Source organism: Micromonospora sp. L32 (assembly GCF_052068055.1).
In the GTDB taxonomy this organism is placed as follows: Bacteria; Actinomycetota; Actinomycetes; order Mycobacteriales; family Micromonosporaceae; genus Micromonospora; species Micromonospora purpureochromogenes.
This window is the reverse complement of the sequence record NZ_JBQHDD010000009.1, coordinates 1-18,615: the sequence shown is the minus strand read 5'-3', so window position 1 is coordinate 18,615 and position 18,615 is coordinate 1. Positions and strand designations below refer to the sequence as shown.

20 protein-coding genes are annotated in these 18,615 nt (G+C 74.2%); 10 read left to right on the top strand and 10 right to left on the bottom strand.

From position 1 onward, the window contains the following. Positions 1-21 precede the first annotated feature (21 nt). On the bottom strand, positions 22-546 hold the full coding sequence (locus tag ACTMTB_RS23425) for a GNAT family N-acetyltransferase (RefSeq protein ID WP_441148390.1): 525 nt from the start codon (positions 544-546) through the stop codon (positions 22-24). 102 nt (positions 547-648) lie between these two features. On the opposite strand from ACTMTB_RS23425, the gene ACTMTB_RS23420 reads away from it, so the two are divergent. Then, on the top strand, positions 649-1,401 hold the full coding sequence (locus ACTMTB_RS23420; protein WP_441148567.1) for a dienelactone hydrolase family protein: 753 nt from the start codon (positions 649-651) through the stop codon (positions 1,399-1,401). A 79-nt stretch (positions 1,402-1,480) separates the two neighbouring features. Further along, positions 1,481-2,194: an RraA family protein gene (locus tag ACTMTB_RS23415; RefSeq protein WP_441148389.1), complete on the top strand. Its 714-nt coding sequence runs from the start codon at positions 1,481-1,483 to the stop codon at positions 2,192-2,194. 4 nt (positions 2,195-2,198) lie between these two features. On the opposite strand, the gene ACTMTB_RS23410 is transcribed toward ACTMTB_RS23415, so the two are convergent. The 3 genes from ACTMTB_RS23410 to ACTMTB_RS23400 all read right to left on the bottom strand — a co-directional run bounded on the left by ACTMTB_RS23410 (position 2,199) and on the right by ACTMTB_RS23400 (position 5,035). Beyond that, the gene (locus ACTMTB_RS23410; protein WP_441148388.1) at positions 2,199-3,773 is read right to left on the bottom strand and encodes an FMN-binding glutamate synthase family protein; all 1,575 of its coding nucleotides are present in this window, start codon (positions 3,771-3,773) and stop codon (positions 2,199-2,201) included. 73 nt (positions 3,774-3,846) lie between these two features. After that, the gene (locus tag ACTMTB_RS23405) at positions 3,847-4,260 is read right to left on the bottom strand and encodes a VOC family protein (RefSeq protein WP_154936801.1); all 414 of its coding nucleotides are present in this window, start codon (positions 4,258-4,260) and stop codon (positions 3,847-3,849) included. A gap of 187 nt (positions 4,261-4,447) precedes the next feature. Then, on the bottom strand, positions 4,448-5,035 hold the full coding sequence (locus tag ACTMTB_RS23400) for an HD domain-containing protein (RefSeq protein WP_441148387.1): 588 nt from the start codon (positions 5,033-5,035) through the stop codon (positions 4,448-4,450). A gap of 130 nt (positions 5,036-5,165) precedes the next feature. On the opposite strand from ACTMTB_RS23400, the gene ACTMTB_RS23395 reads away from it, so the two are divergent. Next, positions 5,166-5,432, top strand: a complete 267-nt coding sequence (locus ACTMTB_RS23395; protein ID WP_441148386.1) for a hypothetical protein — start codon at positions 5,166-5,168, stop codon at positions 5,430-5,432. Positions 5,433-5,584: 152 nt separating this feature from the next. Here ACTMTB_RS23395 and ACTMTB_RS23390 read toward each other — a convergent pair whose 3' ends face one another. The 3 genes from ACTMTB_RS23390 to pip form a co-directional block, all read right to left on the bottom strand. Then, on the bottom strand, positions 5,585-6,718 hold the full coding sequence (locus ACTMTB_RS23390) for a peptidoglycan recognition protein family protein (RefSeq protein WP_441148385.1): 1,134 nt from the start codon (positions 6,716-6,718) through the stop codon (positions 5,585-5,587). Positions 6,719-6,869: 151 nt separating this feature from the next. Then, positions 6,870-7,514, bottom strand: coding sequence for a flavin reductase family protein (locus tag ACTMTB_RS23385; protein WP_441148384.1), 645 nt, complete (start codon positions 7,512-7,514; stop codon positions 6,870-6,872). A gap of 193 nt (positions 7,515-7,707) precedes the next feature. Then, positions 7,708-8,667, bottom strand: coding sequence for a prolyl aminopeptidase (gene pip, locus ACTMTB_RS23380; RefSeq protein ID WP_441148383.1), 960 nt, complete (start codon positions 8,665-8,667; stop codon positions 7,708-7,710). A gap of 53 nt (positions 8,668-8,720) precedes the next feature. Here pip and ACTMTB_RS23375 point away from each other — a divergent pair, with 53 nt between their 5' ends. After that, complete coding sequence (locus ACTMTB_RS23375; protein WP_441148382.1) at positions 8,721-9,227, top strand: MarR family winged helix-turn-helix transcriptional regulator; 507 nt, start codon at positions 8,721-8,723, stop codon at positions 9,225-9,227. A gap of 15 nt (positions 9,228-9,242) precedes the next feature. On the opposite strand, the gene ACTMTB_RS23370 is transcribed toward ACTMTB_RS23375, so the two are convergent. Beyond that, positions 9,243-9,563, bottom strand: a complete 321-nt coding sequence (locus tag ACTMTB_RS23370) for a GYD domain-containing protein (RefSeq protein ID WP_210779686.1) — start codon at positions 9,561-9,563, stop codon at positions 9,243-9,245. Between the two features lie 319 nt (positions 9,564-9,882). Between ACTMTB_RS23370 and ACTMTB_RS23365 the strand changes: the two genes are divergently transcribed. The 6 genes from ACTMTB_RS23365 to ACTMTB_RS23340 all read left to right on the top strand — a co-directional run bounded on the left by ACTMTB_RS23365 (position 9,883) and on the right by ACTMTB_RS23340 (position 16,995). Beyond that, positions 9,883-10,722 carry an SPFH domain-containing protein gene (locus ACTMTB_RS23365; protein WP_441148381.1) on the top strand — a complete coding sequence of 280 codons (840 nt, stop codon included), beginning with the start codon at positions 9,883-9,885 and terminating at the stop codon, positions 10,720-10,722. 161 nt (positions 10,723-10,883) lie between these two features. Then, on the top strand, positions 10,884-12,509 hold the full coding sequence (locus ACTMTB_RS23360) for a serine/threonine-protein kinase (protein ID WP_441148380.1): 1,626 nt from the start codon (positions 10,884-10,886) through the stop codon (positions 12,507-12,509). A gap of 42 nt (positions 12,510-12,551) precedes the next feature. Next, entirely contained in the window at positions 12,552-13,610 is a 1,059-nt protein-coding gene (locus ACTMTB_RS23355; protein WP_441148379.1) for a hypothetical protein, read from the top strand. 71 nt (positions 13,611-13,681) lie between these two features. Further along, positions 13,682-14,587, top strand: a complete 906-nt coding sequence (locus ACTMTB_RS23350; protein ID WP_441148378.1) for a mechanosensitive ion channel family protein — start codon at positions 13,682-13,684, stop codon at positions 14,585-14,587. 206 nt (positions 14,588-14,793) lie between these two features. Next, a complete protein-coding gene (locus ACTMTB_RS23345; protein ID WP_441148377.1) occupies positions 14,794-16,050 on the top strand; it encodes an MFS transporter in 1,257 nt (418 codons plus the stop codon). A gap of 153 nt (positions 16,051-16,203) precedes the next feature. Further along, positions 16,204-16,995 carry a maleylpyruvate isomerase family mycothiol-dependent enzyme gene (locus ACTMTB_RS23340; protein WP_441148376.1) on the top strand — a complete coding sequence of 264 codons (792 nt, stop codon included), beginning with the start codon at positions 16,204-16,206 and terminating at the stop codon, positions 16,993-16,995. A gap of 37 nt (positions 16,996-17,032) precedes the next feature. Here ACTMTB_RS23340 and ACTMTB_RS23335 read toward each other — a convergent pair whose 3' ends face one another. Both ACTMTB_RS23335 and ACTMTB_RS23330 read right to left on the bottom strand, forming a co-directional pair. Next, on the bottom strand, positions 17,033-17,758 hold the full coding sequence (locus ACTMTB_RS23335) for an SRPBCC domain-containing protein (protein ID WP_441148375.1): 726 nt from the start codon (positions 17,756-17,758) through the stop codon (positions 17,033-17,035). Positions 17,759-17,970: 212 nt separating this feature from the next. Continuing rightward, entirely contained in the window at positions 17,971-18,390 is a 420-nt protein-coding gene (locus ACTMTB_RS23330; RefSeq protein WP_441148374.1) for a YchJ family protein, read from the bottom strand. Positions 18,391-18,615: the final 225 nt, after the last annotated feature.

Sequence of the window (18,615 nt, the reverse complement as noted above, 5' to 3'; positions counted from 1 at the left end):
GGCGGGCGCGCGGGAAGGCCGCTAGAGGTCGGCGAAGGGCTTCGCGTACGCGAAGGGGCCCTGGATGTCGGGCCGCCAGGCGCTCAACGGCCGGGCCATGAAGTACCGCGGACCCCAGGGGCCGGGCGGTGTCACGCCCAGGTCGACCGCCGGCCGGAACCCGAACCGCGGGTAGTACTCCGGGTGCCCGAGCAGCACGACCAGCGGCTCGTCCAGCGCGTCGGCCGCGCCGAGCACCGCGTGCATCAGCGCCGACCCCACGCCCCGGCGCTGCCAGCCGGGCAGCACCCCGAGCGGTCCCAGGCCGAGCGCCACCGGCGCGCCGGCCACCGTGCCCCGGGTGCAGACGACATGCCCGACGACCTGCCCGTCGGCGTCGGTGGCGACCAGCGAGAGGGCGGGCAGCCAACCGTCGTCGGCGCGCAGCGCGTCGACCAGTGGGGCCTCGACGGGTACGGCGTCCGGGGCGTCCGCCGAGGCGAACGCGGCGGTGTGCACCGCGCGGACGGCGGCGATGTCGGCGGGGGTCTCACGTCTGATCAGCATCGCTCCGGGATCCTGCCGGAGTCGGGCGGGACGGGCCACCCATTTCGTCAGGCGACGCGCCACCTTGGGTAGCGTCGGGACGTGACGACGAACCGGCTGCCCGTGCGGACGACGACCGTGGACGTTCCGACCAGCGGCGGCGGCGCCGACGCGTACCTGGTTCGGCCGGACGGGGACGGGCCGTTCCCGCCGGTCCTGCTCTTCATGGACGCGTTCGGGCTGCGGCCCCGGCTGGCCGAGATGGCGCAGCGGATCGCCGCCGCGGGGTACGTGGTGCTGGTGCCGAACCTGTTCCACCGCGCCGGCCGGGCACCCCTGGTCGACCTGACCGGCCTCGGCGACCCGGAGCAGCGCGGCGCGCTCTTCGGCCGGCTGATGCCGCTGATCACGGCGCTGACCCCGGACGTGGTGGCCCGGGACACCGCCGCCTACCTCGACTTCCTGGCCGCCCAGCCCGGCGTGACGCCCGGCCCGGCCGCCGTCACCGGCTACTGCATGGGGGGGACAACCGCGCTGCGCGCCATCGAGGCGCACCCGGACCGGCTCGCCGCCGCGGCCAGCTTCCACGGGGGCCGGATCGTCACCGACGCGGCGGACAGCCCGCACCTGGCCGTCGGCGCGGTCACCGGCGAGCTGTACTTCGGGCACGCCGACAACGACCAGTCGATGACCGCGGAGCAGATCGAGACGCTGGAGAAGGCCCTGGAGTCGGCGGGCGTCCGGCACCGCTCCGAGGTCTACCCCGGCGCGCACCACGGCTACACCATGGCCGACACCCCGGCGTACGACGAGCGGGCCACCGAGCGGCACTGGGCCGCCCTGTTCGACCTGCTCGACCGGACCTTCCGCCGCTGACCCCGGGATCGCCGGAAGCAGTCCACGAGTACGGAAGTGGCCGGCCACCGGACCGGGCCGGGCGCACTACGGTCGGCGAATGAACGTCGATGCCCCAGACCTGCGCCGGCGGTTCGCGGCGCTGACCACCGCCCACGTCGCCGACGCCTGCCTGCGCGCCGGAGTGCCGGTACGCTGCGCGCCGGCCGCCGTGCGACCCGTCCTGCCCGGCGGGCGGCTCGCCGGCCGGGTGACGCCCGCCCGGCACGTCGGCAGCGTCGACGTGTTCCTCGAGGCGATCGACCGGGCGTCGCCCGGCGACGTGCTCGTCGTCGACAACGGCGGACGCACCGACGAGAGCTGCGTCGGCGACCTGGTGGTGCTGGAGGCGCAGGCCGCGGGCCTGGCCGGCGTGGTGGTCTGGGGCCTGCACCGGGACACCGCCGACATCCGCGCCGTCGGGCTGCCGGTGTTCAGCCTGGGCGCGATCCCCACCGGCCCGCAGCGCCTCGACGCCCGGCCGCCGGGGGCGCTGGCGTCGGCCGAGGTGGGGCAGCAGACGGTCGACGCCGGCGATGTCGTCCTCGGCGACGACGACGGGGTGCTCTTCGTGCCGGCCGAGCGGGCCGGGGAGCTGTTCGACCTGGCCGAGTCGATCCGGGACACCGAGCGGCGGCAGGCCGACCTGATCCGCGCCGGCGTGCCGTTGCGGGCGCAGGTGGGCTTCGGCGCGTACCTGGCCCGGCGGGCGGAGGACCCGTCGCTGACCTTCCGCGAGCACCTGCGGGCGGTGGGCGGCGCGATCGAGGAGTGACCGGTCAGCCCATCGCGGTCGCCGAGGGCGGGGCGCTGCCGCCCTGCGGCGCCTCCCCGGTCATCAGCGCGACGATCTCCGCCCGGTCGGCCGCCGAGGGCCGCCCCCATTCGGGCTGGTAGCCGTACACCTCGCGCAGCGGGGTGGAGGAGGTCCGGCCGTCGAGGATCTCCACCGTGTCGGTGTCGATCAGGCCGGGGTGCTCGACACCGCACGCCTCGGCCACCTTCACCAGGTCCCGCCGCAGCGTGCGGATGTAGTTGGCGGCGCGTACGGACTTCAGGGTGGGGTCGAGGCCCCGGGCGAGCCACGGGTTCTGGGTGGCGACGCCGGTCGGGCAGGTGTCGGTGTGGCACTTCTGCGCCTGGATGCAGCCGATCGCCAGCATCGCCTCCCGGCCGACGTTGACCATGTCGCAGCCGAGCGCGAACGCGACGACGGCGTTGTCCGGCAGGCCCAGCTTGCCGGCCCCGACGAAGACCGTCCGCTCGTGCAGGTCCTTCTCGGCGAAGGTGCGGTAGACGCGGGCGAAGCCCTGCTGGAACGGCAGCGACACCGAGTCGGTGAAGATCAGCGGCGCGGCGCCGGTGCCGCCCTCGCCACCGTCCACGGTCACGAAGTCCACGCCGCGCCCGGTGTCGCGCATCAGCGTGGTCAGCTCCTCCCAGAAGCCGAGGTCACCGACGGCGGACTTGATGCCCACCGGCAGGCCGGTCTCGGCGGCGAGCAGCTCCACCCAGTCCAGCAGGCTGTCGCAGTCGGAGAACTCGGCGTGCCGGGACGGGCTGACGCAGTCCCGCCCCTGCGGGACGCCCCGGGTCTCGGCGATCTCGGCGGACACCTTCGCCCCGGGCAGCAGTCCGCCCAGGCTGGGCTTGGCGCCCTGACTGAGCTTGACCTCCAACGCCCGCACGGGGGCGCCGGCCACCAGGTCCCTGAGCCGGTCGAGGCTGAACCGGCCGCGCTCGTCCCGGCAGCCGAAGTACGCCGTGCCGATCTGGAACACCAGGTCGCCGCCGTTGCGGTGGTACGGCGACAGCCCACCCTCGCCGGTGTTCTGCAGGCAACCGGCCAGCGCCGCGCCCTTGTTCAGCGCGGTGACCGCATTGCCGGACAGCGAGCCGAAGCTCATCCCGGAGATGTTGACGACCGACTCCGGGCGGAACGCCCGGGCCCGCCCCCGCGCCCCGCCGAGCACCTTCGCCGCCGGCAGCCGCACGTCGTGCCCGGCCGTCGGCGACGACGGCGGCACGGCCCGGCCGAAGGTGCGGTGCTTGATGATCGGATAGCCGGGGGTGTACTCGATGTCGTTGTCCGTGCCGAAGCCGAAGTAGTTGTTCTCCTGCTTGGCCGAGGCGTAGATCCAGCGCCGCTGGTCGCGGGTGAACGGCCGCTCCTCGTTGTTGCCGGCCACGATGTACTGCCGCAGCTCCGGCCCGATCGACTCCAGCAGGTAGCGCGCCCGGCCGACCACCGGGAAGTTGCGCAGCAGCGCGTGGTCGCGTTGCAGGACGTCGCGTGCGGCGAGGCCCGCGAGAGCGGCGGCGACGACGGGTACGGCTCGACTGGCCCACTTCATGCCCGCCACACTCCCCGGTCCCGCCGCCGCCCAAACAGCCGGCGGGCGCGCTACCTCGGCCCGGCGCTGCGGCTCAGGCCTGCGCCTGGGTGATGTTGACCATCCACGGGGTGCCGAACCGGTCCTCGCACTGGCCGAACTCGTCACCCCACATCTGCTTCTCCAGCGGCACGCTCACCACGCCGCCGGAGGAGAGCTGCTCCCACCAGCGGCGCAGCTCGTCGGCGTCGTCGCCGCTGAGGCTGACCGTGTTGGCGTTGCCGCGTCGGATCTCCATGCCGGGTGGCATGTCGGAGGCCATCAGCACGTGGCCGTGGGCCGTCCGGAGCAGGGCGTGCATGACCTGGTCGGCGATCGCCGGGTCCTCGGTGCCGAACTCGCGGAACGTGGTCAGCGACAGGTCCCCACCGAAAACCTGCTGGTAGAACTCCATCGCCTCGCGTGCGTTGCCGGCGAAGTTGAGGTATGGGTTGAGCTGGGTAGCCATGGCACCCCTCCGTGACTTGGTGACCAGCGCATCGTCCCACCCGTCCGGGGTGCGATGGCGCCGTACACGCCGATCGGGACACGGACCGGCAGGGACGCGGGGGAGCAGGCGGCGGTGGCTGGGGTGCCGGCGTTCGCCGCCGCGTTCGCCGAGATCAGCACCCGGCTCTTCGCCGGCTGGCCTCTACCTACAGCGGGTGAGCTGCCTGGAAGGCGAGCCGTCGGTCCGCGTCGGCGGCGAGGCGGGTCAGGATGTCGTCGAGATCCATGAAGGCCTGCCACGGCTCGCTGCCGGTGGCCCGGGTCAGCCGGTCGACCACCAGCTGTTCCAGCTCGGCCACCCGCTTGCCCTTCCAGACCTTGTCGGCGAGGCTGACCAGCAGGTCGTCGAGATCGACGTCGCCGCCCCGCCAGCCGGCGTGGGTCGCGGCGAACCGGGCCAGCGCGGCGTCGACACCGTGGCGCAGCAGCAGTTCCCGACCGGCCGGCTCGTGGGCCGACCCGGGCCCGTGGAGTTCCTCGGGGTGGACGACCTTGCCGATGTCGTGGGTGGCCGCGCCGAAGAGGACGGCTGCCCGGTCGAACTCAAGCAGGGGGGACCAGTCTGCCAGGGCGGCGGTCAGGTGCCAGGCGACATCGTGCACGGCGCGCAGGTGCGCGGCGAGCCGCGGCGGCGCGTCGAGGGTGGACAGGAGTTCGGCGACCGCTGCGGGCAGGGCCCGCAGCGGTGGTGGGCCGGGGTCGGTGAGAGCGCGGTGCAGGGCGGCGGCGGTCACGGGTAGCAAGACTAGGTCGGCCTGCCGTCGTCGCCGCATGAATCCGGGTGCGCGGACTGGGTCCGGTCCGGCGGGCGGGCGGTGCTGACGGAGGATGACCGGCGGTGACCCTGCGTCGTACCGTGCGGGGGTGACCCTGTGGTGGGCCGGGACGGCCGTGGTGGTGCTGCTGTTGGTGGCGGTGGTCTGTGGTCTGCTGCGCCGGGGCCGGCGGCGCGCGCGAGCGAGCGGCCGCGAGCAGGCGCTCCGCGAGGCTCGCCGGGCGACCCGCCAGATCTCGCGCGAACGGCGGCGGACCGGTCGGGGAATCCTGCGCGGCCAGGGCGCCGGGGGCAGCCAGGGCCTGGCGTCGGACGCCGCCGTCGGCACTGACGGCGGCACGCCGAGCGGACTGTGAGGGCTACGGCGCCCGGGCCTGCGCAAGAGTGCCGGATCGAACCCGGCGGGGGCAGGGCGGACGCGCGGAGCTGGCCGGCCGTCCGCACCGGTCCCGTCGACGGGGCCCGGTGAGGCGTCGCGCCGACCGCCCCACCGAGCCCCGTCGCGTCCTCAGTCCTGGCGGAACGACTGACGCACCACCCCGCCGACCAGCGCGCACCACGTGCTGGTGCTGACCTTCCCGTTGTCCGGCAGCCCGTGCAGCTGCTGGATGTCCTGGACGGCCAGTTTCGTCGCGTGGTCGTACTCGCCGGTGACGGCGACGTCGGCGTAGCCCTTCACGTTGAGGATGAACTGCACCGCCTGGACCGGCAGGCCGGTGGCGTCCTTCTCCAGCTCCGGCGCCAGGGTCTCCCAGGTGGGGCCGGTGATGGTGGCGTCGATGTCGACCGGGATCCCGTTGCGGGCCTGCCAGTCCTGCACGGCCGCCACGGTGGCGGCGTCGAAGGCGCTGTTCGGCGTGACGGCGTAGCCGCGGTACGCCAACAGGTACTGCGCGACCCGGACGGACGGGGAGCCGACGAAGCGCCACAGGTCCGGCCAGCGGCGGGCCGGCACGTAGGCGAGGTCGGTGCCGAGCTTCTCGAACACCCGGCGGCGCACGTCCGGGAAGAGCCGGTAGAACGTCGCGCCCGGGCAGAGGGTGTTGCGGAAGTCCCAGTGGCCGAAGATGTCGTGGGCGTGCAGGCCGTACTGGCGGCAGATGGTGGTGCAGAGCTTGACCAGCGAGTCGAGCAGCTCGTCCGGCGGGGTGTCGGTGACGTAGGTGCCCTCGTTCTCGATGCCGATCGCCCGGCCGTTCTCGCCGGGGCAGTGCGCCGAGACCATCTGCCGGTCGCCGGCCTGGAGCCGCTCCAGGCTGCCGTGCCGCCCCTCCATCACGTAGCCGCCGCGGCTGATGGTGAAGTGCTGGCCGGTGTCGGACCAGCGGTTGCCGTCCATGTGCAGGTTCTGGCAGTCCCGGGCCAGCTTGATCGCCTGCGCCTCGGAGTAGTCCGTGACGTTGGGGAACGCCATGTGGTGCACGATGATCTTGTTGGTGGGGATGGCGCTGATCACCAGCGGGTCGGCCGGCGGGCGGGCGCCCCACTCGTCGCAGCTGTAGATCCAGTCGAGGTCCGCGCCGGGATCGGCCTGCGCGGCGACCGGAAAGGCCAGTTCGGACCCGACGACCGCGACGGCCGCCGCGCCCAGACCGGCCCGCAGCAGGGTACGACGGTCGAGTTCAGGGTGGTCGAAGTGCATGGCATCTCCTCGGCGGGCCGGCGGTGGCCCAGGGGCAGCGATGAAAGAGAACTCCAGGGTGCGCGCGTGAGGTGGAGGATATTGCCATGACCGGCCCGGGCGCTAGAGGCCCGCGTCGATCCGATGTGTCCGGACGGGCGCATCGGCGGCGTCAGGACGTCGGGGCCACGACCCGGCCCCCGTGCGGCATCCGCCAGCCCTCGGCCAGCCGGGACGGGTGCACGCTGCGCCCGCCGCCGAAGAACTCGCAGAACTTCATGATCAGCGGATCCCAGCCCAGCGGGTCCACGTACGACGTGCCCGGGATGACCAGTTCCTCCTCGACGTGCGCGCGCAGCACCTCCACCTGGAAGGCGGTGGCGTGCGACGGCGTCGGGCCGAACGGGTACGAGGCGACCACCCGGCACTCCAACTGGATCGGGCACTGCGCCACCCGGGGCGGCGCGACCAGGTCCGACGGCTGGCGGGTCAGCCCGGCGAGGGCGAACTTGTCCGGCTCGTACCGGTAGCCCTGGGCGGCCTTGTGCTCCGGCACAGTCGGCCGGCCGGTGGTCAGCGCGATCCGGTCCACCGCGTCGACCATCGCCGAGGACGGCAGGTTCAGCACGCACTCGCCCTCCCGCCGAAGGTTCGCCGTCGTCTGGCCGCTGTCGCCCAGGCCGAGCATGGCCGACCGGCCCAGCCACCACGCCGACGACATCGGCGCGAGGTTGGCGCTCCCGTCCGGGTTCCGGGAGCTGATCAACACCACCGGGGTGCCGAAGTAGAGCACCTTCAGATCGGGTACGACGTGCATGGTCCTGCCCTTCGCGAACGCCCACGGCCGGTGCGGTCCACCCGGCCGTACCCGACTCTGCGCGCGGGCGGCGCCGATCGCTGGCGGCGATCGGACGTGGCGTTGCGGTCGGCCGCCCGGCGCGACGGGCCCGAGGTGACCCGCCGCCCCGGACGCCGTCGGGGAATGGAGCCGTGGCGCGCGCCCGGCGGCGTCAGCCGGCGGTGGCGAAGCGGTCGAGGGCGCGCACCACGTGGGCCCGGGTCTCGTCGGTGCCGAAGTGCCCCGCCTGCTCGACGACGATCAGTTCGGAGTCCGGCCAGGCCCGGTGCAGCTGCCAGGCGGTGTCCAGCGGGCTGCTCAGGTCGAGCCGGCCGTGGATCAGCACCCCGGGAATCCCGGCGAGCCGGTGCGCGTCGCGCAGCAGGACGCCCTCCTCCAGCCAGGCGCCGTGGGCGAAGTAGTGCGAGCAGATCCGGACCATCGCCGTCCGGGCCGCCGAGGGGCGGTCGCTGTACGGGTTGGTCACGGCCGCCTCTCCGGAGACGACCGCGTCCTCCCAGGCGCACCAGTCGACCGTGGCCCGCTCGCGTACCGCCGGGTCCGGATCGGCCGTCAGCCGGGCGTACGCGCCGACGACGTCGCCGTCGCGTGGTGTGCCGGGCGCGCCGGCGAGGAAGCGGTCCCACTGCTGGGGGAAGAACCGGCCGACGCCCCGGTAGAGCCAGTCGATCTCCGAGCGGCGGGTGCTGGTGACCGCGTTGATGACGATCTCGGAGACCCGCTCGGGGTGCCGCTGCGCGTACGCCAGGATGAGGGTGGAGCCCCACGACCCGCCGTGCAGCAGCCAGCGCCGCACGCCCAGGTGCTCGCGCAGGCGTTCCATGTCGGCGACCAGGTGGTGGGTGGTGTTGTGCCGCAGGTCGGTGGCGGGGTCGCTGGCGTGCGGGGTACTTCGCCCGCAGCCGCGCTGGTCGAACAGCACGATCCGGTACCGCGCCGGGTCGAAGAACCGGCGGACCCCGGTGCCGCAGCCCGAGCCCGGTCCGCCGTGCACGACCAGCGCGGGCTTGCCGTCGGGATTGCCGCAGACCTCCCAGTACACGGCGTTGCCGTCGCCGACGTCGAGCATGCCGTGGTCGTACGGCTCGATCGGCGGATAGCGCGCGTCCATGCGTGGGCCCTCCCCGGGGGACTGGATGCAACAGCGCTGTTACATTAGCCCACATGCCCGCCCGACCGCCCGGCCCCGAACTGCTCGGCACCCGGCTGCGCCATCTGCTCGACCTGCTCGACGGCGAGGTCGCCGCCGTCTACGCCGACCTCGGGCTGCCCGGGTTCCGGCCGCGGTTCACCCCGGTGATCCGGACGTTGGCGGCGGGCGGCCCCGCGTCGATCCGCGCGCTGGCCGAGGCGACCGGGGTGACCCACTCCGCCGCCAGCCAGACCGTCGCGCAGCTGGCGAAGGCGGGCCTGGTCACACTCAGCCCCGGCGCGGACGCCCGGCAGCGCATCGCCCACCTCACCCCGAGGGCCGAGTCGCTGCTGCCCGTGCTGGACGCCGAATCGGCCGCCACCACGGCCGCCGCCCGCCGGTTCGAGGCGGAGCTGTCGTACCCGCTGAGCCGGCTCGTCGACGAGGCGCTGGCCGCCCTGGGCCGCAGGTCGATGCGGCAGCGGATCGCCGACGTCGCGCCCGACCTCGTACCGTTGGAAAGCCCGTCCGGCGACTAGCTCATCGTCCGCCGGTCACTGACCCGGGGGCGTGTACGTGGTCTTCATCCGGGTCACCTCGTCGACCTCGGCGGGAGTCAGCACCGGGGTGATCTGGACGCTCAGGCCGCCCGTCGCGCCGATGGCGATCGCCAGCCCGGCCACCGTCTTGTGGTCCGGCAGCTCACACAACACGTAGGTGTCGTCCTCGGCGAACGCGAAGTGCATCGACTCCATCCGCCCGCCGGCCTCCTCGATCATCTTTCGGACCACCTCGGCGCGCTTGGTGCCACCGTCGTTGACCAGCCCCTTGAGCCCCGCGGCGGAGTAGGTCGACTTCAACAGGAACTTCGCCACCTCGGCACCAACTCCCAGATGTCCTGGCGGTCGCTCGACGGCCACCAGCCTGTAGCTGCCCTTCCGCCCTCACGCTAGTGCCCGTCCCTGCAGCCCAGCGCCCGTTCTGCCAATCGGTCGACGGTCGGCGGCGCACAGGTCACCAGCACGTGTAGATCCACGACGGCGAGGGCGGGTTCGGGGCACTCCACATCGCAGGGCCGCGCCGCCGGGCGGGTGCGGCCCGCCTGATGGTCGACGGTCGCGGCCGCAGGACTGGCGTCCGCAGAATCGGGTATGCGCGGCGCCGGAGGCGGGCGCCTCCGGGAACGAGGGGGTCATGGGAGCCGCCGCCGGGTTCGTCACTCTGGTCGTCGTCGCCGCGCTCGTCGTGCTGCTGCTCGCGCTCAGCGTACGGATGGTGCAGCAGTACCAGCGCGGTGTCGTCTTCCGCTTCGGCCGGGTGCTGGACCGCATCCGGCAGCCCGGTCTCCACCTGATCATCCCGGTCGCCGACCGGATGGTCCGGGTCAGCATGCAGACCACGGTGATCGGGGTGCCCGCGCAGGGCGTCATCACCCGGGACAACGTCACCCTCACGGTCGACGCGGTCGTCTACTACCGGGTGGTCGACCCGGTGAAGGTGCTGGTCAACGTGCGGGACTACCCATCGGCGGTGCTCCAGGTGGCCCAGACCGCGCTGCGGTCGGTGATCGGCAAGGCCGACCTCGACACCCTGCTGCGGGACCGGGACCGGATCAACGCCGAGTTGAAGGCGGTGATCGACGCGCCCACCGAGAAGCCGTGGGGCCTGCTCATCGAACGGGTCGAGGTGAAGGACGTCTCCCTGCCGGAGGGGATGAAGCGGTCCATGTCGCGGCAGGCCGAGGCGGAACGCGAACGTCGCGCCCGAGTGATCGCCGCCGACGGCGAGTTCCAGGCGTCCCGCCGGCTCGCCGACGCCTCCCGGGCGATGGCCGACACGCCGGGCGCCTACCAGCTGCGGCTGTTGCAGACCGTGGTGGACGTGGCGGCCGAGAAGAACAGCACCCTGGTCATGCCGTTCCCGGTGGAACTGCTCCGGTTCTTCGACCTGATGGGCGGTGGCCCGGCAAAGCAGGCGGGTCCGGAGGCGGTGCCGAGCGTCCCCGGCGACGGCCACCGGGAGGGCCACCGCTGAACGGCCCGCGTCAAGTCCTCTGACCGAAACCCATCCATCATCACGGACGTCCGGACGCGGCGGAGCAACCGTTGCGCCGATGGATTCTTCGCCCCCCGTGACGAGAATGATCAGGTGGCCCTGACCCCTGACCGCTCCCCGCAGCCCGGGGAGGCCGCCGCGTGAGCGCGGACTGGCAGCTGTCCGGCTACACGCCGGTACGGCAGCTCGGCGCCGGCGCGTCCGGCCGCGTCCTGCTGGCCACCCACGACGCCAGCGGCACCCCCGTCGCCATCAAGTACCTGACCAGGGCGGTGGACGACGACCCCACCCGCACCGCGTTCCGCGACGAGGCCCAGCTGCTCGTCGAGGTGGACGACCCGCACATCTCCCGGCTCTACGAGTACGTCGAGTCCCCGCACGGCGCCGCCATCGTGATGGAGCTGGTCAACGGGGTGTCCCTGCGGCAGATGCTGCGCGCCCACGGCCCCACCGAGCCCGAGGCGGCCCTCTGCGTGCTCAAGGGCTCCCTCGCCGGGCTGGCCGCCGCGCACGCCCGAGGCGTCGTGCACCGCGACTACAAGCCCGAGAACGTGCTGGTCGACATCGACGGGCAGAGCAAGCTGGCCGACTTCGGCATCGCCGTACCGGTCGGCCGGGACGGCGGCGGATCGGTCAGCGGCACCCCCCGCTACATGGCCCCCGAACAGTGGACCGGCGCGCCGGCCAGCCCGGCCTGCGACATCTACGCCGCCACCGCCACCTTCTACGAGTGCCTGACCGGCCGCCCCCCGTACGACGGGCGGGACCTGATCACCCTGCGGACCCAGCACGCGCAGGCGCCGATCCCCACCGAGGCGGCCCCGCCACCCGTGCACGACCTGCTCCGCCACGGCATGGCCAAGCAGCCCGCCGACCGGCCGCAGCCGGCGGAGGTCTTCCTCGCCGAGCTGGAACGCACCGCCGCGGACGCCTACGGCGCGGACTGGGAGGAGCGGGGCCTGGCCGAGCTGGCCCGCCGGGCCGCGCTGCTGGCCGCGCTCTTCCCGTTCCCCGACGGCACCGCCGGCGCCACCAGCCTGGCCAGCACCACGTTCGGCGAGACGGGGCCGGCCTCCCGGCGCGGGACCGGCCGCGCCGTGCTGCTCGGTGCCGGCCTCGTCGCCGCCCTGCTGCTCGGCGGCGCCGGCCTCAGCTACGCCGCCCGGCACGCGCCGGCGCTGACCCTCGCCGACGGCCAGGCCGCGCCGCGCGCCTCCGCGCTCACCTCGCTCGGCCCCAGCCCGTTGGTCGCCGCGCCCGCCATCGACGCCGTGTCGCCCAGCCCGACCCCGACGGCCTCGGCGTCGGCCACCGCTACGGCGTCGCCGACCCGGTCGGCCACCGCGACGCCCACCCGGTCCCGCAGCGCGAGCCCGACGCCCAGCGCGTCGACCAGCCCGCCGCCGCCACCGGACGGCACGGCCCCCGTCGTCGGGAAGCTCGACGCCAGCCCCACCCTCCTCGAACCCGGAGGGTGTCCCTACGGCAACCGGTCGAGCACGGTCACCGCGACCGCCAGCGACGACCGGACCAGCGCCGAGGACCTGCGGGTGAGTTTCCGCTACACCCTCGGCGGCGTCACCCGCGCCATCGGCATGACCCACGTCGGGCGGGGCGTCTACCGGGGCACCCTCGGTGACCTGCCGGCGCCGAAGTCCAGCACCCGCATCCCGATCCAGGTGGTCGCCGTCGACGTCGCCGGCAACGCAGCCGACCCGGCCGGTCCGGTGTACGTGTCGCTCTCCTCGTACTGCACCCCCGGCTAGGAGCCGGCCGGTGCGACAGTTCCCGACGAAAGGTGACCTCCGATGACCAGGCCGGGGGAGCGGGGCGCGACGCCGCCCGGCGACGACGAGCCCACCGTCCACCTGGCCGCGACCGGGCGTCCCGGCCCGGCCGACCGGACCGTCGACCTCGACGGCACCGTCAACCTGGACCGGACCGTCAACCTGGACCGGACCGTCAACCTGGACCGGACCGTCAACCTGGACCGGACGGTGAGCCTGGACCGGACGGTGCAGCTCGGGGCCGCCGACGAGACGGTCCACCTCGGATCGGTGGACCGGACGGTGCACCTGGGCGGCGGGGGCCACGGCAGCCCGCGCGACGCCGTGGACGAGACCGTCCACCTGGGAGCCGCCGACCAGACCACGCACCGCGCCGCCACGGACGCAACCGTGCACCTCGGCGCCGCCGACCGGACCGCACACCTCGCCGCGACCGGGCCGGCGATCGACGCCGCCGCGCTCGACTCGACCGTGCGGCTCGGTGCGACCGAGGCGACGTACGCCAGCACCACCCCGGCCGGCGCGGCCACGCTGGCCACGGGTCGGGGCGTACCCTCGCCAGCCGGACCGACCGGGGCGGGCGGTGAGGTGCGGTTCGGGCCCGGCGTGCCCACGACACCGCCCGCCGCGCCGGCCTGGCCGACGGCGTCCCCGCCGCGCCGCCGACGGCCCCTCTGGCGGCGGGTGGTGGCGGTGCTCTCCGGTCTGCTCACCGTGGCGCTGGTCGCCGTCGTCGGCTTCTACCTGTGGCAGCGGCTCGACCCGTTGGAGATCGGGGAGGTGACCGTGGCGGTACCGCAGCCGGCCGGGGACCGGTGCGACGTCACCGTCGACGTGGTCGCCACCGTGCGGACCAACGGCCGCAGCGGCGTGATCGAGTACCAGTGGCTGCGCTCCGGCTCCCCGCCCGGTGCCCTGCTCAGCGAGCGGGTCGGCTGGGGCCAGCGCACCGTCACGCTGTCGTTGAAGTGGGCGTTCAACGGGGTCGGCAGCACCACCGAGACGGCCACCGTCAACATCGTCTCCCCGTCGCCGCACCAGGCCCGCGCGGAGGTGAGCTACGCCTGTCGCGGTGCGTGAAAGGTGTTTCCCCACCGGCGGGTTCGGGTAGGTCGGGGCCGACGACCTGACGTTCCGTGTGGAGGGCAGCTATGAAAGACAACTTTGGCGACGCGGTGGGTGACGCCCTCCGCGCGGTGATGCTCTTCCTGCCCAAGGCGGTCGCCTTCGTGGCGATCCTCGTGGTGGGCTGGCTGATCGCCAAGGCCGTACTGAAGATCGTGGACAAGGTCCTGGAGCGGGTGCACTTCGACAAGGCCGTCGAGCGGGGTGGCATCAAGACCGCGCTCGCCCGGTCCAAGTACGACGCCAGCGACATCGTCGCCAAGCTCGCCTACTACGGGATCCTGCTGGTCACCCTGCAACTGGCCTTCGGCATCTGGGGTCCCAACCCGATCTCCGACCTGATCGCCGGGGTCATCGCCTGGCTGCCGCGCGCCTTCGTCGCGATCGTCATCGTGGTGATCGCCGCGGCCATCGCCAACGCGGTCAAGGACATCATCAGCAGCGCCCTCGGCGGCCTGTCCTACGGCCGGGTGCTGGCCACCATCGCCTCGGTGTTCATCCTCGGCCTGGGCATCATCGCCGCGCTCAACCAGATCGGCGTCGCCACCGCCGTCACCACCCCGGTGCTGATCGCCGTCCTCGCCACCGTCGGCGGCATCCTGGTCGTCGGGGTCGGCGGCGGACTGGTCCGGCCGATGCAGAGCCGCTGGGAGTCCTGGCTCAGCCGCGCCGAGGAGGAGTCGCGGCTCATCGCCACGCACGCCCGGGCGTACCAGGCCGGCAAGCGGGACGTGCAGGCCCACCTCGCCACGCCGGTCACCCCGTACGGCGAGTCGGAGCTGACCCAGCCGGTGCCGCGCGACGACGACGCCGACCGGACCCAGGTGGTGCCGCCCCGGCAGGCGACGGCCACCCACGACGAGCCGGTGCCGGCCGACAGCGAGGCCACCATGGTCATCCCGCCGGTCGACGGCGGCCCGACGCGCCGCTGACCGCACGACCACCGACCGGGGTGGGACCCGCACGGGTCCCACCCCGGTTCGTGTCCGTCCCGTTGAAACGGGATCGCCAGGCCCGCCGGTGGCCGCTAGCATCGGCGCATGACCTGGCGATGTTGATCCGTAACTGAGGGCCGCAACCGCGGACCACCCCGGACGCCGCACGTCCCGCGTCCGTCCGGTCCCGTGGAAAGGCCCTCATGACCGTCACCACCGCAGCACCGCCCGGCGTCCGCCGCCTGGCGGCCACCCTCTACGGGTACGCGTTCCTCCAGGACCTCGTCCTGCTCTACCCGGTGTACGCGCTGCTGTTCAGCGACACCGGCCTGTCGATCGGCCAGATCTCCTCGCTCTTCGTCGTCTGGTCGGCGACCAGCATCCTGCTCGAGGTGCCCTCCGGCGCCTGGGCCGACGCGGTCTCCCGCCGGCTGCTGCTCTGCCTCGCGCCGCTGCTCGCCGGCGCCGGCTACGCCCTGTGGGTGCTGGCCCCGTCCTACCCGGCGTTCGCCCTCGGCTTCGTCCTCTGGGGAGCCGGCGGCGCGCTCGGCTCCGGCGCCCTGGAGGCGCTGGTCTTCACCGAACTCGACCGGCTCGGCGCCGCCGGCCGCTACGCCCGCACCATGGGCCGGGCGCGCACCGCGGCGGTGCTCGGCGTGCTCGCCTCGATCGGCCTGGCCGGCCCGGTGCTCGCCGTCGGCGGCTACCCGGCCGTCGGCGCGGCGAGCGTGCTGGCCACCCTGCTCGCCGCCGCCGTCGCCACCCGTTTCCCCGAACACCGTCCGGCCCCGGCGGTCGCGTCGAAGCCGGCGGAGGAGGGCGACGACCTGGGCTGGGCGGCGACCCTCCGCGCCGGCCTCGCCGAGGCCCGGGCCGACCCACGGGTACGCGGGGCGTTGCTGCTGGTCCCAGCGGTGGCCGCCGGGTGGGGCGCCCTCGACGAATATACGCCGCTGCTGGCCCGGGACACCGGCGTCGCCGAGTCGACCGTGCCGCTGCTGCTCCTGTTCGTGTGGGCCGGGGTGACCGTGGGTGGCCTGCTCGCGGCGCCGGCCGAACGGCTGGGCACCCGGGGCTACGCCGCGCTGCTGACCGTGGCCGCCGTCGCGCTCGCCGCCGGGGCGGGACTGCGGCACCCGGCGGGGTTCGTGCTGGTCGGTGTCGCGTTCTGCGCCTTCCAACTGGCCACGGTGCTGGCCGACGCCCGGCTCCAGGCGCGGATCACCGGGCCGGGACGGGCCACCGTCACCTCGGTCGCCGGCATGGCCACCGACCTGACCATCATCGCCGTCTACGGCGGGTACGCCCTGGTCGCGGCGGTGGGCGGCAACCGGGCCGCCTTCGTGGTGGCGGCCGTGCCGTACCTGCTGGTGGCGGTCGTCCTGCTGGCCACCCGCGACGGTGGCCGTGGCGGTCCGGGGCGGGAGCCGGTGGCCGGCCGCAGCGGCGGGCCGACGTGAACCGTCCGGCCCTGCCGGGTGACCTGGCGGCGCCCGCGCTGCCACGAGGGGATGCGGGCGGTGTCCACGACCCGGCGGGTGCCTCGGGAAAGCGGGGCGGGGTGCACGGCCCGGCGGGCGGCTCGTGTCGGTGCCGGCGGTTAGCGTGGCCGGATGACCGGTGTGAGCTACGACCGTTGGTGCGCCGAGATCGTGCAGCAGAGCGACCTGCTCCGGTCGCATCTCGACGGCGCCGACCTGACCGTCGCCGTCCCGTCCTGCCCGGGGTGGAACGTGGGCCAGCTGGTGCGGCACCTCGGTGGCGGGCAGCGGTGGGCCGCGGAGATCGTCCGCACCCGGCCGTCCACGCCACCGTCGGACACCCACTTCCGTGACCTGTCGCCGTACGCCGACGAGGACCCGGCGGTGGTCGGGCCGTGGCTGGTCGAGGGGGCCGCCGAGCTGGCCGGGGTGCTGCGCGACGCCGGCCCGGCGGCGCGGGTGTGGACCCCGCTCGGGCCGGGCAGCCCGGCGTTCTTCGCGCGCCGGTTCGCCCACGAGACGCTCGTGCACCGGGCCGACGCCGCGCTCGCCCTCGGCCTCGACGTGGCCGTTTCGCCGGAGGCCGCCGTCGACGCCCTCGACGAGTGGATGGAGCTGGGCGCGCTGCCGCAGATGTTCGACTTCCACCCGCACCGCCGGGAGCTGCTCGGCCCGGGCCGGACGCTGCACCTGCACGCCACCGACACGTCGGCCGAACTGGGCGCCGAGTGGGTGGTGGACCTCACCGGCGACCTGATCGCCTGGAGGCGGGCACACGAGAAGGCCGCCGTGGCCGTACGCGGGCCGCTGACCAACCTGCTGTTGCTGGTCTACGGCCGGCTCTCCGTCGACACGGCGGGCGTCGAGGTGATCGGGGACGCGAAGCTGCTCGACCTCTGGCTGGAACGGGTGGCCTTCGGCTGACCGCGTCGGCCCGGCAGGTGGACGGAGGTCGTGATGCTCAACGCCCCGCCTCGCCGGACTCCAGCAACTGCTTGAGCGCGGCCAGCCGTTCCCGCCAGTACGCCTTGAACGCGGCCGCCTGCTCGGCGTCGGTGAGCTTCTCGTGCACCACCGTCACCGTGGCCTTCGTGTCGCCCTTGGGCGCGAAGCCGACCACGATCCGGGTCGGTCCGCCCTCCCAGTCGGCGCGGAAGGTCTTCGGCCGGGTCGCCGTGCGTACCCGGATCGCCACGTCGGGCAGCCACCGCCGGCGCAGCCCGTCGTCGCTGAACGCCTCGAACAGCCGGTCCACCGGCACGGCGACCGTACGGCTGCCGCTCGCCTCCCAGCCGCCGCCACGCCGCTGCCCGGGGGCGCGCAGGCCACGCGCCTGCTCGTACCCGACGGTGACGGTCTGCGCCCACCAGCCCGGCACCTCGTGGGCGGTCACCAGCCAGCGAGCCGTCTCGGTGTGCGTACGCTGCACCGCGCCCCACTCGTCCAGCAGGGCGAACCACTCGTCCCAGCCGCGGCCGGTGCGCTCACGGAGCATCGCCTCGGAGATCCGGTCGGCCTGTGCCGCCCCCGATCCGGGGGCCGGGGGAGTGACTTCGGCGGGGGCCGCGGTCGGCGGTTCAGCCGCGACGGCGCCGGGCAGCAGGTGCCGGCGGGCCGCCGTGTAGCTCTCGCCGGTCTTGTCCATCCGGGTGCGGACCCGGGACTTGAAGGATTTCTGGCGCGTCATCACATGCTCCCTGTCGACGGCGCGGTCGTGGGGACTCACGCTCCCGTCGACCCGCCGTTGCCCAGGCATGTGGCACGGCGCCCCGAAGACTCGAGGTCTCCTTTGCCTCCGCGACGCCGGTGGCGTGAGCACCGGTAAGGAGGTGAGGCGCGGGACGGCGCCGACGCCATGTTAACAAGCCGCGCCACCGCGGGCGAGCAGGTCGCGCCGGCTCAGTCGGGCAGGGCGTCGAGGTAGACCCAGCGCCCGTCCTCCCGGACGAAGCGGCTGCGTTCGTGCAGGGTCCCCGGGCGGCCAGCCTCGCGGTAGTGGGCGCGGAACTCGACGGTGCCGGTGCTGTCGAACAGGCCACCCCGGTCGGTGTCGACGATCTCCAGGCGGGTCCACTGCTCGCCCGGGTCCAGCCGCAGCCGGGCCGGCCGGGTGGAGGAGTGCCAGCTGCGCAGCAGGTACCCGGCGTTACCGACGGCGAAGGCGCTGAACCGGGAGCGCATCAGCGCCTCGGCCGTCCCGGCCGTGCCCTCGCCGCGGTGCACCGGGCCGCAGCAGTCGGCGTACGGCAGGCCGGAGCCACACGGGCACGGCCGGTCCTGGTCGTCGGCCGCGCTCCGGCGGGCCCCACGTTTCGCCACGGCACCCATCCTGCCGCACCGGTCGGCTGCGGAGAGCGGCAGCCGGGGCAGCCGGTCGACCCGCCGGTGACGGCTGCCGGCGCACCGTTTCGGGCACGACGACAAGGGCCGGCCCCGGGTGGGGCCGGCCCTTGTCGGTGGTGCTGGTGTCAGGCGGTGGCGGAGTAGCCGCGGGTGGCGATCCAGTCGGCGAGGTTGTCGACGCTCATCCGGTAGGAGGCCTGG

Bases quoted from the DNA above. Each gene is read 5' to 3' on its own strand.
- ACTMTB_RS23385 (WP_441148384.1), bottom strand. From the start codon at position 7,514: ATGCACGTCGTACCCGATCTGAAGGTGCTCTACTTCGGCACCCCGGTG.
- ACTMTB_RS23375 (WP_441148382.1), top strand. From the start codon at position 8,721: ATGCCCGCCCGACCGCCCGGCCCCGAACTGCTCGGCACCCGGCTGCGC.
- ACTMTB_RS23335 (WP_441148375.1), bottom strand. From the start codon at position 17,758: ATGACGCGCCAGAAATCCTTCAAGTCCCGGGTCCGCACCCGGATGGAC.
- ACTMTB_RS23350 (WP_441148378.1), top strand. From the start codon at position 13,682: ATGAAAGACAACTTTGGCGACGCGGTGGGTGACGCCCTCCGCGCGGTG.
- ACTMTB_RS23355 (WP_441148379.1), top strand. From the start codon at position 12,552: ATGACCAGGCCGGGGGAGCGGGGCGCGACGCCGCCCGGCGACGACGAG.
- ACTMTB_RS23345 (WP_441148377.1), top strand. From the start codon at position 14,794: ATGACCGTCACCACCGCAGCACCGCCCGGCGTCCGCCGCCTGGCGGCC.
- pip (WP_441148383.1), bottom strand. From the start codon at position 8,667: ATGGACGCGCGCTATCCGCCGATCGAGCCGTACGACCACGGCATGCTC.
- ACTMTB_RS23405 (WP_154936801.1), bottom strand. From the start codon at position 4,260: ATGGCTACCCAGCTCAACCCATACCTCAACTTCGCCGGCAACGCACGC.
- ACTMTB_RS23415 (WP_441148389.1), top strand. From the start codon at position 1,481: ATGAACGTCGATGCCCCAGACCTGCGCCGGCGGTTCGCGGCGCTGACC.
- ACTMTB_RS23365 (WP_441148381.1), top strand. From the start codon at position 9,883: ATGGGAGCCGCCGCCGGGTTCGTCACTCTGGTCGTCGTCGCCGCGCTC.
- ACTMTB_RS23340 (WP_441148376.1), top strand. From the start codon at position 16,204: ATGACCGGTGTGAGCTACGACCGTTGGTGCGCCGAGATCGTGCAGCAG.
- ACTMTB_RS23410 (WP_441148388.1), bottom strand. From the start codon at position 3,773: ATGAAGTGGGCCAGTCGAGCCGTACCCGTCGTCGCCGCCGCTCTCGCG.
- ACTMTB_RS23390 (WP_441148385.1), bottom strand. From the start codon at position 6,718: ATGCACTTCGACCACCCTGAACTCGACCGTCGTACCCTGCTGCGGGCC.
- ACTMTB_RS23425 (WP_441148390.1), bottom strand. From the start codon at position 546: ATGCTGATCAGACGTGAGACCCCCGCCGACATCGCCGCCGTCCGCGCG.